Source organism: Mesorhizobium delmotii (assembly GCF_900149755.1).
Lineage (GTDB): Bacteria > Pseudomonadota > Alphaproteobacteria > Rhizobiales > Rhizobiaceae > Mesorhizobium > Mesorhizobium delmotii.
Genome location: NZ_FUIG01000059.1, coordinates 45,338 through 58,345 on the forward strand (window position 1 = coordinate 45,338; position 13,008 = coordinate 58,345).

16 protein-coding genes are annotated in these 13,008 nt (G+C 62.3%); 8 read left to right on the forward strand and 8 right to left on the reverse strand.

The window, feature by feature from the left end:
• Window positions 1–78: 78 nt before the first annotated feature.
• Complete coding sequence (locus BQ8482_RS31760) at window positions 79–903, forward strand: TIGR00282 family metallophosphoesterase (RefSeq protein WP_123151175.1); 825 nt, start codon at window positions 79–81, stop codon at window positions 901–903.
• Between the two features lie 72 nt (window positions 904–975).
• The gene (locus BQ8482_RS31765) at window positions 976–1,734 is read left to right on the forward strand and encodes a TerC family protein (RefSeq protein ID WP_123151176.1); all 759 of its coding nucleotides are present in this window, start codon (window positions 976–978) and stop codon (window positions 1,732–1,734) included.
• A gap of 30 nt (window positions 1,735–1,764) precedes the next feature.
• Here the strand turns inward: BQ8482_RS31765 and BQ8482_RS31770 are convergent, their stop codons facing one another.
• The 3 genes from BQ8482_RS31770 to BQ8482_RS31780 are packed head-to-tail and all read right to left on the reverse strand — an operon-like array spanning window position 1,765 to window position 3,121.
• Window positions 1,765–2,232, reverse strand: coding sequence for an SRPBCC family protein (locus BQ8482_RS31770; RefSeq protein WP_123151177.1), 468 nt, complete (start codon window positions 2,230–2,232; stop codon window positions 1,765–1,767).
• A 27-nt stretch (window positions 2,233–2,259) separates the two neighbouring features.
• Window positions 2,260–2,622, reverse strand: a complete 363-nt coding sequence (locus tag BQ8482_RS31775; RefSeq protein WP_123151178.1) for a VOC family protein — start codon at window positions 2,620–2,622, stop codon at window positions 2,260–2,262.
• A 16-nt stretch (window positions 2,623–2,638) separates the two neighbouring features.
• Window positions 2,639–3,121 carry an SRPBCC domain-containing protein gene (locus BQ8482_RS31780; protein ID WP_123151179.1) on the reverse strand — a complete coding sequence of 161 codons (483 nt, stop codon included), beginning with the start codon at window positions 3,119–3,121 and terminating at the stop codon, window positions 2,639–2,641.
• Between the two features lie 51 nt (window positions 3,122–3,172).
• On the opposite strand from BQ8482_RS31780, the gene BQ8482_RS31785 reads away from it, so the two are divergent.
• From BQ8482_RS31785 to BQ8482_RS31795, 3 genes are all read left to right on the forward strand, one after another.
• A complete protein-coding gene (locus BQ8482_RS31785) occupies window positions 3,173–3,496 on the forward strand; it encodes an ArsR/SmtB family transcription factor (protein ID WP_123151180.1) in 324 nt (107 codons plus the stop codon).
• Window positions 3,497–3,724: 228 nt separating this feature from the next.
• Window positions 3,725–4,474, forward strand: coding sequence for a YebC/PmpR family DNA-binding transcriptional regulator (locus BQ8482_RS31790; protein WP_023800014.1), 750 nt, complete (start codon window positions 3,725–3,727; stop codon window positions 4,472–4,474).
• A 17-nt stretch (window positions 4,475–4,491) separates the two neighbouring features.
• On the forward strand, window positions 4,492–4,824 hold the full coding sequence (locus BQ8482_RS31795) for an Rdx family protein (protein ID WP_123151181.1): 333 nt from the start codon (window positions 4,492–4,494) through the stop codon (window positions 4,822–4,824).
• A 29-nt stretch (window positions 4,825–4,853) separates the two neighbouring features.
• Here the strand turns inward: BQ8482_RS31795 and BQ8482_RS31800 are convergent, their stop codons facing one another.
• Together BQ8482_RS31800 and BQ8482_RS31805 are read right to left on the reverse strand one after the other, a co-directional pair.
• Window positions 4,854–5,333 carry an anthrone oxygenase family protein gene (locus tag BQ8482_RS31800; protein WP_123151182.1) on the reverse strand — a complete coding sequence of 160 codons (480 nt, stop codon included), beginning with the start codon at window positions 5,331–5,333 and terminating at the stop codon, window positions 4,854–4,856.
• Between the two features lies 1 nt (window position 5,334).
• Window positions 5,335–6,168, reverse strand: coding sequence for a Rossmann-fold NAD(P)-binding domain-containing protein (locus BQ8482_RS31805; RefSeq protein ID WP_123151183.1), 834 nt, complete (start codon window positions 6,166–6,168; stop codon window positions 5,335–5,337).
• Window positions 6,169–6,279: 111 nt separating this feature from the next.
• On the opposite strand from BQ8482_RS31805, the gene BQ8482_RS31810 reads away from it, so the two are divergent.
• Window positions 6,280–6,921, forward strand: coding sequence for a TetR/AcrR family transcriptional regulator (locus BQ8482_RS31810; protein WP_123151184.1), 642 nt, complete (start codon window positions 6,280–6,282; stop codon window positions 6,919–6,921).
• 66 nt (window positions 6,922–6,987) lie between these two features.
• Here BQ8482_RS31810 and rpmE read toward each other — a convergent pair whose 3' ends face one another.
• Window positions 6,988–7,209 carry a 50S ribosomal protein L31 gene (gene rpmE, locus BQ8482_RS31815; protein WP_006327661.1) on the reverse strand — a complete coding sequence of 74 codons (222 nt, stop codon included), beginning with the start codon at window positions 7,207–7,209 and terminating at the stop codon, window positions 6,988–6,990.
• On the opposite strand from rpmE, the gene BQ8482_RS38800 reads away from it, so the two are divergent.
• Entirely contained in the window at window positions 7,192–7,380 is a 189-nt protein-coding gene (locus BQ8482_RS38800) for a hypothetical protein (RefSeq protein WP_133254873.1), read from the forward strand. The two genes, rpmE and BQ8482_RS38800, sit on opposite strands and share 18 nt — an antisense overlap.
• Before the next feature lie 33 nt (window positions 7,381–7,413).
• Window positions 7,414–9,216 (forward strand): ABC transporter transmembrane domain-containing protein, encoded by a 1,803-nt coding sequence (locus BQ8482_RS31820; RefSeq protein ID WP_123151185.1) that lies wholly within the window; start codon window positions 7,414–7,416, stop codon window positions 9,214–9,216.
• A 15-nt stretch (window positions 9,217–9,231) separates the two neighbouring features.
• Here the strand turns inward: BQ8482_RS31820 and BQ8482_RS31825 are convergent, their stop codons facing one another.
• On the reverse strand, window positions 9,232–11,136 hold the full coding sequence (locus tag BQ8482_RS31825; protein ID WP_244603069.1) for a DUF3857 domain-containing protein: 1,905 nt from the start codon (window positions 11,134–11,136) through the stop codon (window positions 9,232–9,234).
• Window positions 11,137–11,409: 273 nt separating this feature from the next.
• The gene (locus BQ8482_RS31830) at window positions 11,410–12,894 is read right to left on the reverse strand and encodes a carboxypeptidase M32 (protein ID WP_123151187.1); all 1,485 of its coding nucleotides are present in this window, start codon (window positions 12,892–12,894) and stop codon (window positions 11,410–11,412) included.
• Window positions 12,895–13,008 lie beyond the last annotated feature (114 nt).

The window sequence follows — 13,008 nt, forward strand, 5'->3', positions numbered from 1 at the left end:
GTTCCTGGACGCATGGTCTTTTTCGAAAGTCATGCAGCTTTCTTGCTTTGCTGACCTTCGGTTCGGGATCATGTTTATATGAGACTTCTCTTCCTCGGCGATATGGTCGGCAAGACGGGACGCACGGCGGTGTGGGAACAACTGCCCGGCCTGATCTCAGATTTCAACCTCGACTTCGTTATCGTCAACGGCGAGAACGCCGCCGGCGGCTTCGGCATCACCGAAGAGATCTTTCGCGAGACGATCTCGGCGGGTGCCGATGTCGTCACCACCGGCAACCATGTCTGGGACCAGCGCGATGCGCTGGCTTTCGCTCCGCGCGAGGAACGGTTCCTGCGTCCGTCCAATTTCCCCAAGGGCACGCCGGGGCGGGGCTCCGGCGTTTACATCGCCAGGAACGGCGCGCGCGTTCTGGTCGCCAACATCATGGGCCGGGTGTTCATGCATCCCGAACTCGACGATCCGTTCCAGGCCGGCGAGCGCGAGCTTGCCGCCTGCCCGCTCGGCGAGCAGGCCGATGCGGTGGTCATCGATTTCCATGCCGAGGCGACCTCTGAAAAAATGTGCTTTGCGCATTTCGTCGACGGCCGCGCCAGCCTGGTCGTCGGCACCCACACGCACCAGCCGACCGGCGACCATCATATCCTCAATGGCGGCACCGGCTATATCTCCGACGCCGGCATGTGCGGCGACTATGATTCCTCGCTCGGTATGGACAAGGAGGAGCCGCTCAACCGGTTTCTGTCGAAGGTGCCGAAAGGGCGCTTCGAGGCGGCGACCGGCCCGGCGACATTGTGCGGCGTCGGCGTCGACATTTCGGATCGCAGCGGCCTGACCGAGCGGATTGCGCCGTTTCGTCGCGGACCGCGGCTGGAGGAAACGGCGCCATCGTTCTGGTCATGACATTGATGTAAGCGATTGTACTACCTAATTGCCGGCTACGCCTGCTTCAGATCGTAAGAGGGGACGACCTCCATGCAGCTCATCGAATTCCTGGCGCCGCATTTCGCCTTTGTCTCCGATCCGACCGCATGGGTAGCGTTGCTGACGCTGATTGTGCTGGAGGTCGTGCTCGGCATCGACAATCTGATCTTCATCTCGATCCTGACCAACAAATTGCCGGAGGCACAAAGGGCCCGCGCCCGGCGGCTCGGCATTTCTGCCGCGCTGATCATGCGGCTGGTTCTGCTTGCCACCATCTCGATCATCGTCCAGTTGACGGCGCCGGTATTCACTGCCTTCGGCCATGGCTTTTCCTGGCGCGATCTGATCCTGATCGCCGGCGGCCTGTTCCTCGTCTGGAAGGCGACCAAGGAGATCCACCACACGGTCGATCTCGAGGATCACCAGGACACGATGATGGGCGACACGCTGCAGCTTTCGCTGGCCGGCGCCATCTTCCAGATCCTGCTGCTCGACCTCGTCTTTTCGATCGATTCGATCATCACCGCGGTCGGCATGACCGACGAGATCGCCATCATGTACATCGCCGTGATCGTGGCGGTCAGCGTGATGATGCTGGCGGCCGGGCCGCTCGCCAACTTCATCGCCAAGAACCCCAGCATTGTCATGCTGGCGCTGAGCTTCCTGCTGATGATCGGCATGACGCTGATCGCCGACGGCATGGGCTTCCATGTGCCGAAGGGCTACATCTACGCCGCCATGGGTTTTTCCGCCCTTGTCGAGGGCCTCAACATGCTGGCTCGACGTCGCAGAAGGGCCGGCGGGCACTGAGCCCGGCGCGCCTGGAGACGCCGCTGCGTTCTAACCTGCCGGCACGCCCTTCGGGTGACGGTCGCCGATCAAGCCAAGCGTCAGGCCTTGCTCCAGCCACGCCTTGGCGCCGGCGAGCACCAGCGCGAAGCCATCGGTCGAGCCGATCGCCTGCTTGACCTGCTCGTCGGCACTGCCGGCAAAACCGAAATTGCGAACCTCGACAAAGGTCGTGCCGCCCGGCAGCTCGGTAAAGGTCCAGACCACCGTTGTCGGCGGATCGCTCCATTGCATGACGATTTTGTCGTCCCGGACGATCTCGCTGACCGTGACCGGCGTCGAGACGCCATACGTGCGCCATTCCCAGCGAACCTCGTTGCCGCTGTCCAACCTGTCGCTGCCATGGGTGAACCAGAATTTCGTCGTGATCGCCGGATCGACGATGGCTTCGAACACTTCTGCGACCGGCCGCCGGATCAGCATGCCGGCTTCGGCGGTCGGTGTCTCACGGATGTCCATATCGTCCTCCTTCCGAACAGGTCTCCGTCACCATGCGTCGGGTTCGCGCACCAGGTGAATGATGTTGGCCGGATTGGTGATCCAGCCGCCACGAAAACCTTCGCCGAGCGCCTCGATGGCGTCGCAGCGCACGACGCCGGCCTTGGCGAGATGATCGGCGGCGGCCGGAAAATCATCGGTGAACAGCTCCAGCCAGACCTCGGCCTGGCTCAGCATCGGCGCCTCGTCGATCCACAGGCGATTGGGACCGAGTTCGAAACCGATCGCCGGCGCCTTGGCCGTGAACGACTTCAGGCCGACGACATCGCGGTAGAAGGCGATCGTCTCCTGGTATTGGTGTGGCGGCACCTTCATGGCGATGTTGATGCCGCCGTTGATCTTCGCAGCCATTCTTTCCTCCGTCTTCTCAGATATTGTCTTCGCTCGCCGGCTCGCCCTTCATCTCGCTGCGATAGTAGCCGTCGCGCAAATTGATCCCGTATTCGACATAGGCCTTCATGCAGGCCAGCATCTGCGACCAGCCCTCGCAATTGAGGTAGGACTTCTTCAGGCCGACCGCGTCCTCGTGCCAGCCGGCCTCGGCGATGGTGACGAAGGTGCCGCCGTCGTCTAGCGGCTCGAAATTCATCTCGATGCGCGTCTTGTAAGCCGGCTTGCCGTCGGCGTCGGTGGCGTCCCAGCGCAGCACGATGCGGTTGTCTTTATCCACTTCGTCGACCTCGACCGGGACCTTGCCCCACCAGACGACCTTGGCGCCGGCCACCAGCGGGGCACTGGCGCCGCCGATTGTGGTGAAATAGCCGCTGAGTTTGTTCGGGTTGACGACCGCGTCGAAAACTTCGGCGACCGGTTTGCCGATGCGGCCCGAAACTCTGAATCCAAGAGACATATCCACAGCTCCTTCCTTGATCAGATCGGTATTATGTTATAAAAATATAACATGTCAAGCAAAGCGCAGGACGACAATGTTTTCAAGGCGCTGGCGCATCCGCGCCGGCGTGCGCTGCTGGACGAGTTGAAAGACGCGCCGCGGACCACCGGCATGCTGTGCGATGCCTTTCCTGACATGGACCGCTGCACTGTCATGCTGCATCTGAAAGTGCTGGAGGAAGCCGACCTGGTGGTGGCGCGGCGCGAGGGGCGCGAACGCTGGAACCATCTCAATGCGCTGCCGATCAAGCAGATCCACGACCGCTGGATCAGCCAGTACGCCACGCATGCGATCAGCATTCTCGACCAGCTGAAATCCGATCTGGAGGTGTGAAATGGCCGCAGGAAAGCAGCTGGCGGTTACGTTGCCGCACCACCCTGACGGCGCGGCTGGACGAATTGAGCCGATTTATCTATAAGCCGGCCATTCCGAGATAGAGCGCCGTACGTCCATCCGGACGCACCAGGGACGTTCTGAAATTTTGAATTCGAGCATTTTGGCAAAAGGCGAGGTGACTACCTCACTGCAGGATGCTCTAGCCGAGAAGACGACAGGGGTGCCATGGCTGGCCATTCACAGTTCAAGAACATCATGCACCGCAAGGGCCGCCAGGACGCGGTGCGGTCGAAAATGTTTTCCAAGCTGGCGCGCGAAATAACCGTCGCCGCCAAGAGCGGCACGCCGGATCCGTCGATGAACCCGCGCCTGCGTCTTGCCGTGCAGAACGCCAAGGCGGTGTCGATGCCGAAGGACAACATCCAGCGCGCCATCAACAAGGCGTCGATGGGCGACGCCGAGACTTACGAAGCTGTGCGCTACGAAGGCTATGGGCCGGGTGGCGTTGCGCTGATCGTCGAGGCGCTGACCGACAACCGCAACCGCTCGGCGTCGAATGTGCGCGCCGCCTTCACCAAGGCTGGCGGGGCGATGGGCGAAACCGGCTCGGTGTCGTTCATGTGGGACCGTGTCGGCGAGATCTTCTATCCGGCGTCAGTCGGCAGCGCCGAGAAGGTCATGGACGCGGCGATCGAGGCCGGGGCCGACGACGTCCAGTCGGACGAGGAAGGCCACACGATCTATTGCGCGTTCGAGAACCTCGGCGAGGTGTCGAAGGCGCTGGAAGGCGCGCTCGGTGAGGCAGAATCGGTGAAGCCGATCTGGAAGCCGCAAACCAACATCGCGGTCGACGAGGAGCGGGCACAGTCGCTGATGAAACTGGTCGCCACGCTCGAGGACGATGACGACGTGCAGAGCGTCTACGCCAATTTCGAGGTCGACGACGAGACCATGGCGAAGCTCAGCGCGGCATGAGCGGAGCTCAGCCAGACATGAGCGGAGCTCAGTCCGACATGAGCGGACAGGCGCTGCCCCGCGTCCGCATCACTTATTGCACGCAGTGCCAGTGGCTGCTGCGGGCCGGCTGGATGGCGCAGGAGCTGCTGTCGACCTTCGCAACGGATCTGGGCGAGGTCACGCTGGTGCCGGGCACCGGCGGCATTTTCACCATTTCCTGCAACGACACGCTGGTCTGGGACCGCAAGCGCGACGGCGGCTTTCCCGATGCCACAAGGCTCAAGCAACTGGTTCGCGACGTGATCGATCCGGATCGCGATCTCGGCCATGCCGATCGCAAGGGCCACAAGTCAAAAGACCCTGCCTGACGCAAGGTCTCTTAGATTTCTGCCCTAATTCACCGCCACGCCACGATGAAGCAGCCCAGCGCCACGATGGCGGTGATGGTGCGGACGTGGTTCCACATCACCCAGTCCCTGAGATAGGTGGCCCACACGGCGGCGCCGTTGGCGCTCGCCGGATCGACGGCGGCCAGCGCGTTGTTGAGCGGCACGTTGAAAATCATCGTCACGATCAGGTTGCCGACGAGATAGATCAGGGCGCCGGCGAGAAGCCAGAACGAACCCGGCTGGTTCCAGCCGATGACAGCGCCGACGGCGAGGACGAGGCAGACCAGTCCGGTGCCGAAAAGCGCGGTCATGAACATCGGCGTCACCGCAGTGACGTTGATCGAATTCATGGCGGCGATGCCGCCCGCGGCAGGCATGCGGGCGAGGCCCGGCATGACGAAGCTGGAAAAGGCGAAGAAGACACCAGCGACGACGCCCGAGCCGAGCGCGGTGACGAAGGTTAGGGTGGGAAGCAGTTTCATGATCATGTCAGTCACTCCAGATGCCCGTAGCAGCGGTTTCGGTTGCATAGGCGGAAAAGTCCTTTGGGGCGCGGCCGAGCACGCGCTCGACGCCGTCGGTCAGCGCCTCGTTGCGGCCGTCGAGCACCTCGGTGAACAGCTCGTTGAGCAGCCAGGCGAACTCGGCCGGCAACTCGTACCCGGCGACAGCTGCGGTGAACTCGGCATGCGAAATCCGTTTGAACCGGATGCCGCGGCCGCTCGCCTTGCCGATCTCGGCGACCGCGTCAGCGAAGCTCAGCAGCCGTGGCCCGGTCAGCTCGTAAAGCTGGCCGACATGGCCTTGCCGGGTAAGCACCGTCACGGCGGCGTCGGCAATGTCGTCGGCGTCGACGAACGGTTCTCCGACAGCGCCGACCGGCAAAGCCACCTCACCGGCGAGAAGCGGATCAAGCAAAAAACTCTCGCTGAAGTTCTGGGAAAACCAGGCGCAGCGCAGGATCGTCCAGTCGGCGCCTGAGGCTTTCAGCATCTCTTCGGCGCGTTGCGCTTCCGTTTCGCCGCGCCCCGACAGCAGCACCAGCCGGCGCACACCGCTTGCCACGGTAAGGTTGGCGAAGGCGCCGACCGCTTCGGCCGCACCGGGCACCGCAAGATCAGGATAGTAGCTGATGTAGACGGCGCCGACACCGTCAAGTGCGGGGGCCCAGGTCGCGTCGTTTTCCCAGTCGAAGGGCGGCGTGCCCGAGCGCGAGCCGATGCGTACCGGCAAGCCCTGCGCCGTCAGCCTGTCCGCGAGACGACGGCCGGTTTTGCCGGTGCCGCCGAGGATCAAAATCGGTTTTTTTGCTGTGTCGGTCATGTGATTTTCCTTTGTTCACAAACATGAGAAATCCTCACATTTGCAAAACGTGATAAACCCTCGTATTTTGTGAGTCAAGCCAATTTGTTGATCATTCGTCAGGAGACAGTGATGCAAGGCTCGACTGTAGCGGGTTCACAGGATGGTCAGATCGCGTCGCCACGCCGGGCGCCAAGTCAGCAACGCAGCCGCGAGCGGGTCGAGCGGATGCTGGCTGCCGCCTCCGCGCTGATCGCCGAGCAAGGCAGCGATGCCATGCGCATGGGCGAAGTGGCGGAACGGGCCGGCGTGTCGATCGGTTCGCTCTACCAGTTCTTCCCGGACAAGCGGGCGATCATCTGGGCACTGGCCGAGCGCCACACCGTTCAAAGCCAGGCCTGCATCGCGGCAGCACTTGCACAGGTTAGCGACGCCGAAGGGCTGCGGCGGGCATTTTCCGAGCTGGTGGATATTTATTATGGGCTGTTCCTGGCGGAGCCGGTGATGCGCGACATCTGGTCGGGTACACAAGCCGACAAGGCGCTGCGCGAACTCGAGCTTGCGGACAGCCGGGCCAATGCCGAATTCCTCACAGCGGTGCTGAAGCGGCTGCGGCCTGCCGCCGATCCGGCGGCGCTGGAAACGACGGCGCTTCTCATCTGGCAGATGGGCGAGGCAACCATGCGGCTGGCGATCTCGGTCAGTCGAAAGGAAGGCGACGACCTGGTCGCCGCCTACAAGCGCATGGCGCTGCGCGAGCTGGTCGACGAATAGAGCCGCATTCCGGCAACAAAAAACCCGCCACGAGGGCGGGTTCTTGATCTACGAAAGGCCTGCGGCTTAGAGCCCAAAACCTTCGAAACGCTTCTTGAACTTCGACAGGCGGCCGCCGCGGTCGAGCAGGGTCTGCTGGCCGCCGGTCCAGGCCGGATGGGTGGTCGGGTCGATGTCGAGGTTCATCGTATCGCCTTCCTTGCCCCAGGTCGAACGGGTCATGTATTCGGTGCCGTCGGTCATGACGACCTTGATGGTGTGGTAGTCGGGATGGATGTCGGTCTTCATTGTGCTATTCCTGGTTCGCCGGCGCTGCTGACGGGCATAAAGCCTGCGTCGATGCGCCCCTTTTTAAAACTCGAAGCCGCAGCTATTGAGGAGCCACGGCTTTTAAAAACGGTCGGCGAGCCTATACATCAGCCGGAATTGAATCACAAGGCCGCGGTAAGCGCATATTGAGGCGCATGCCCAGAAGAGCCAGAGGAAACGGTCATGGCGCACACCAGCGGCGATGCAGACGAGCGTAGGCGCTCGCTCAAGCCGCTGCGGCGCCTGTTCCCCTACATCACCCGCTACCGGAAAATGGTCATTGGCGCGGTCGTCTCGCTGACCATTGCTGCGGCGACAACGCTGGCGCTGCCGCTCGCCGTACGGCGGATGATCGATCACGGCTTTTCCGCCTCCAATTCCAGTTTCATCGCCGAGTACTTCGCCATGCTGGTGGTGATGGCTGCCTTGCTCGCTGCGGCGTCAGCCAGCCGCTACTATTTCGTCATCACGCTGGGCGAGCGCGTCGTCGCCGACATCCGCAGCGATGTGTTCCGCCATGTCACGACGCTGTCGCCATCCTTCTTCGACACCGCCCAGTCGGGCGAGATCGTCTCGCGCCTCGCCGCCGACACGACGCAGGTCAAGTCGGCGGTCGGCGCCACCGCATCGGTGGCGCTGCGCAACGTCATCCTGGGTCTCGGCGCCGTGGCGATGATGGTCTTCACCAGCCCGAAGCTGTCGGGTCTTGTCATCGCCGCCATCCCGGTGATCGTGCTGCCGCTGGTCGCCTTCGGCCGCTCGGTGCGTCGCAAATCGCGGCTGGCGCAGGACACGCTGGCCGACGCCACGGCCTATGCCAGCGAGCAGATCGGCGCGGTGCGCACGCTGCAGGCCTTCACCAACGAGAAGCTCGTCACCGGGCATTTTTCATCTGCCGTGGAAGCCGCGTTCGAGGCGGCACGATCTTCGATCTTTGCCCGCTCCTTCCTCACCTTCTTCGCCATCTTCATGATCTTTTCCTCGGTGGTGGCGGTGCTGTGGTTCGGCTCGCGCGACGTGCTCGACGGCACGCTGTCGCCTGGCACGCTCGGCCAGTTCCTGCTCTATTCGGTGTTCGCCGCCGGCGCACTCGGCGCGCTGTCGGAAGTGTGGGGGGAGCTTTCCCAGGCGGCGGGTGCTGCCGAACGGCTGACCGAGATCCTGGCCGAGAAGCCCGCGATCCAGGCCCCAGCGCATCCGAAACCGCTGCCGGCGACGGCCAGAGGCGCAATAAGTTTCGACGATGTGTCCTTCTCCTATCCCGCTGGGCCCGACCGCGCCGCCGTCCAAGGTCTGAGTTTCCAGGTCAAGCCCGGCGAGACGGTGGCGATCGTCGGCCCGTCGGGCGCCGGCAAGAGCACCGTCTTTTCGCTGCTTCTGCGCTTCTACGACCCCGAGACCGGCAAGATCATGATCGACGGCGTCAATGTGCGCGAGGCCGACCCTGCCGCGATCCGGGAGCGCATCGCCATCGTGCCGCAGGATGTCACCATCTTCGCGGCCAGCGCGCGCGACAATATCGGCTTCGGCCGTCCGGACGCCAGCGACGCCGAGATCGAGGCGGCGGCCAAGGATGCGCTTGCCGACGAGTTCATCCTGAAGCTCGAAAAAGGCTATGCCAGCCAGGTCGGCGAGCGCGGCGTGACGCTGTCCGGCGGCCAGCGCCAGCGCGTGGCGATTGCCCGTGCGATTCTGCGTGATGCGCCGATCCTTCTGCTCGACGAGGCGACCTCGGCGCTGGACGCCGAAAGCGAGACGCTGGTGCAGACGGCGCTGGAGCGGCTGATGCAGGGCCGCACCACCATCGTCATCGCCCACCGGCTGGCGACGGTGCTGAAGGCCGACCGGATCCTGGTCATGGATGGCGGCTGCATCGTCGAGGAAGGCACCCACCAGAGCCTCGTTGGCAAGGGCGGCATCTATGCGCGGCTGGCCAAGCTGCAGTTCGAAACCGGGGCGAATGCTTTCAAGGGTGCCGCGGAGTAGGCCTTTCCACTGGCGTCAGTTCGCTTCGGCGTCCGAATAGGCGAAATTGTAGTTCCAAGCCGAGTTGTCGTTGATCTTCTTGAGGGATTTCAAATAGGGGCCGATGCTCTTGGCGGGAACCTGACCGTTGATGGTCTTGAGAAACCAGTCGACCTGAAATTCGGTGGAGGTGCTCGTCCAACGAGCCTTGAATGCAACGTAGGGCGTAATCACGTCGTCATTGTCCTCGGGGCCTACGAAGTGGGCCTTCAGATTTCTGACCGTGCACGGGTGTCGTCGAAAGATCGGGCTGCCTAGCCAGATTGGCGCGCTCCTTTCGAGGAGGTCGGGCTCCGGCAGATATCTGATGCCGACATCCGATTTCAGAGCAAATTCCTTGGCGAGGTTATCGGCGTCGAGATCGTCTGCCGACAGATCGTAGGATTCGGTTACCGACACCAGATTCTTGTCGCGGCTGTCGTTCGTCACCAACGGCCCCAGGCTTTTCATCCCGGGATACTGGCGATTGTAATATTTGAGATAGTCGTCCGCGATCTTTGCCGCCGATTGCGAGACAAGCTTATAGCGCATGCTATCGGCATCCGCGCCCCAATAGGTAGTGGTAACCGTCAGTTTGAGCGGCTCGCCCTTGCGTTTGGGAAAATCGAATACCTCGTTCACAAAGGTGGTCGGCTGGTAGAGCTCGTTTCGGTCGATCTCTTCCATCCCCACGTTGTCGGCGGCAATGGGCAGCGCAAAGCCGTAGTCGGGCGGCACAAGATTATCTGCCCTGCCTCCCTGCAGATAGTTGGTCGCGTCGATCCAGTACTTCTGGCTGTCGATGACGACCTTTACGATGATGTGGTCAAACGCCCTTATCGTCGGAAGTATCGTGGCGAGAGCAAGCCCTTCATCAAGATCCGTGAGAGCCACGTCCGCCTGGATTCCCAGTCGCCGCAGGCTGGAGGCGAGAAGCAGCGCCTTGTCCTTGCAATCGCCGAAGCCGCTTGCCACCACTGTCGTCGGGCTGCGCGGGATATAGGAACCACGGCCCATGGACAGGCTGACATAGCGGATGGTGTCCTGGACCAACCGCATTGCCTCGATCATCCTGTCTTCGGGCGCATCGTACTTGGCGGCAATGGCATCGAGCTTCGATGCGAACTCTGCCGGCAGCTCCTGGTCCAGCCGATAATACGGAAGAACCGTGTCGACGATATCTTGCCATTTCGATGTCGAGGAGATTTCGATGGATGGATATGTGCGAAAGTCCGGCGGCAGATATTCCTGCGATTTCACGGGCGTCGGGTTGGCGCTTTGCCAAAGATAGGTAGTCGTTTCTCCGGTGGACTCGACATCCGGGCGTATGTCCGTCCTGACCTGTCGGAAATTCAGGGGCTGCACGGTTGGCCACGTCACTCTTTCGCGGATCAGAGCGATTGGTTCATCCCAAGCCACGGCAAAGGAATGGAAAAGAAGATCCGTGCCGATGATCGGAGTCCTGACCGTGGTCTTGCCATAGTCGACGATGTCTCCGACCCGGACATCGTTGATGTTCACGTAAGCGGTAAGCCAACCATCGAAGAGGCCCTTCTCCGCATCCCTCTCGCGCCGAAACACGTCGAACTCAGCATCGGAAAGGTGCTTGATCACCACGCCGTCGCGAATGATGTCGATCCAGTTCACGGTGACCTCGGACGTCGCAGGATCGAATTCAAAACTTATGGCAGCGCCGCGTTCCAGGCCAGTGCGGTCGACGATCTTGTAGGAATAGCGGTCGAAGATCTCCAATCCGCCGGGGCGCTTCCGGATCTGAAAATCCGACAGCAGGTTGGATATGCCGTTCTTGATCTGGCTGTCGAATTGCGGATCGGCCTTGGGAAGCGCGACTTGCTCGATCCAGTTGCCAAGGCTGCCCTTGTGCACGTTCGTACCGGCCATGGCCGGCCAGCAGACCGTGCAAATGACAATCAATACTGTAAGTCTTGCCAATACAGTGAGTCTGGCGACCACTGTTGTCGCCGCCTGAAAGTGCCCTGCCCGTCCCATGCCCTGTACGCCCCGCCAGATTACAGTCGAACACCATTAGTGATAGAAAAGTAAATTGCGTCCTGCAAGGCAGGGTGGCTCGGCTGGGACCGAGAACGGCGGATCATGCGGTATCTCTAGAGAACACCAATGATCGGTCAGGCGGGATGGGTCGGAGGGGCGGCCCTAGGCGCCATACCGCTTTTTCAGGTGATCGGTGAAATGCGCGGCGTTCAGTTTCTCGCCGGTGGCGCGTTCGAGCAGTTCGGGCGTCGACCAGCGCGAGCCTTGCGACCAGATCTTTTCACGGCGCCAGTCGTTGATCGCCGCGAAATTCCCCTTGGCGAGGTCTTCGTCGGCCGAAGGATGATCTCTGGTCAGCGCCGCCCATTGCTGCGCCGCCATCATGGCGCCCAGTGTGTAGGAGGGGAAATAGCCGAAGGCGGCACCCGGCCAGTGCACGTCCTGCATCGGCCCGTCGGCCGGGTTGTCGATGGTCGACAGGCCGAGATAGTCGCGCATCTTGGCGTCCCAGGCCTCGGGCAGGTCGGCCGCCTCCAGCCGCCCCGAGACAAGCTCCTGCTCCAGCTCGAAGCGCAGGATGACGTGCAGCGGATAGGTGACCTCGTCGGCGTCGACGCGGATCAGGCCGCGCTCGACCCGATGCACATGCGGCAGGATGTCGTCGATCGACCAGATCTCGCCGAGGTGCCGTTCGACCACAGGCAGCGCCCAGCGCCAGAATTCGGGATTGCGGCCGATCTGCTTTTCGACGAACAGGCTCTGGCTTTCATGCACGGCCATGCCGCGCGCCTTGCCGAGCGGCCAGTGCGCCCACGCCTTCGGCAGGTTCTGTTCGTAAAGCGCATGGCCGGTCTCGTGCAGCACGCCCATCACCGCCGACAGGAAATCGGAGGTCCTGTAGCGGGTGGTGATGCGCACGTCGCTCGGCACGCCGCCGCAGAACGGATGATGCGATACCGACAGCGAGCCGTGGGTGAGGTCGAAGCCGACCGCCGCCATCATGGCGAGGCCAAGCTCGCGCTGCTTTTCGATCGCATAGCTGCCCGAAAGCTGCTTCAGCGGATGTTTCGCCAGCCGCTCTTCCTGCACGGCCAGTGCCTCCGGCACGAAATCCCTTAGGAAGGTCTTCAGCTCGGCGAAGACCGGCGTGATGTCGGCGGCGCGGTTGCCGGGATCGTATTGCTCCATCAGCGCGTCATAGGGATCGAGGCCGAGCACGTCGGCGCGAAGTGCTGCTTCCTCGCGCACCAGCGCCACGACGCCTTCGAGCGCCGGCAAAAAACCTGCCCAGTCGTTCTTTGCACGCAAGTCGCGCCACAACTGCTCGGAGCGCATGCGCGCGGTCGTTTGACGCTCGACGAATTCGACCGGCAGACAGGTCAGGTTGGTGTATTGCCGCCGGAACTCCTTGACCGCTGCCTGCTGTTCTTCGTTTAGCGTTTCCTGTTCGGCGGCTGCGATCCAGTCGGCGATCTCCGGCGCTGTCGCTCTGGCGTGATGCATGCCGGCCAGCGCCGACATCGCCTCGGCGCGCTTTTCGCCGCCGCCGACGGCCATGTGGGTCGCCTCGTCGGCGCCGAGAATGGCGAGCGCATGCTCCAGTGCTTCGAGCTTGTGGCCGAGGTCGTCGAGTTTTTGAAAGGACATGGCGGGTTCCGCTGAATCTGAACGGCGGGAAAAGATACCAATGCGTGGGCATTGGCAACCCTGAAGGCCGTCGGCGATAGGCACATTGGTTGCTAGTGTCCTGATTCCGAAGTT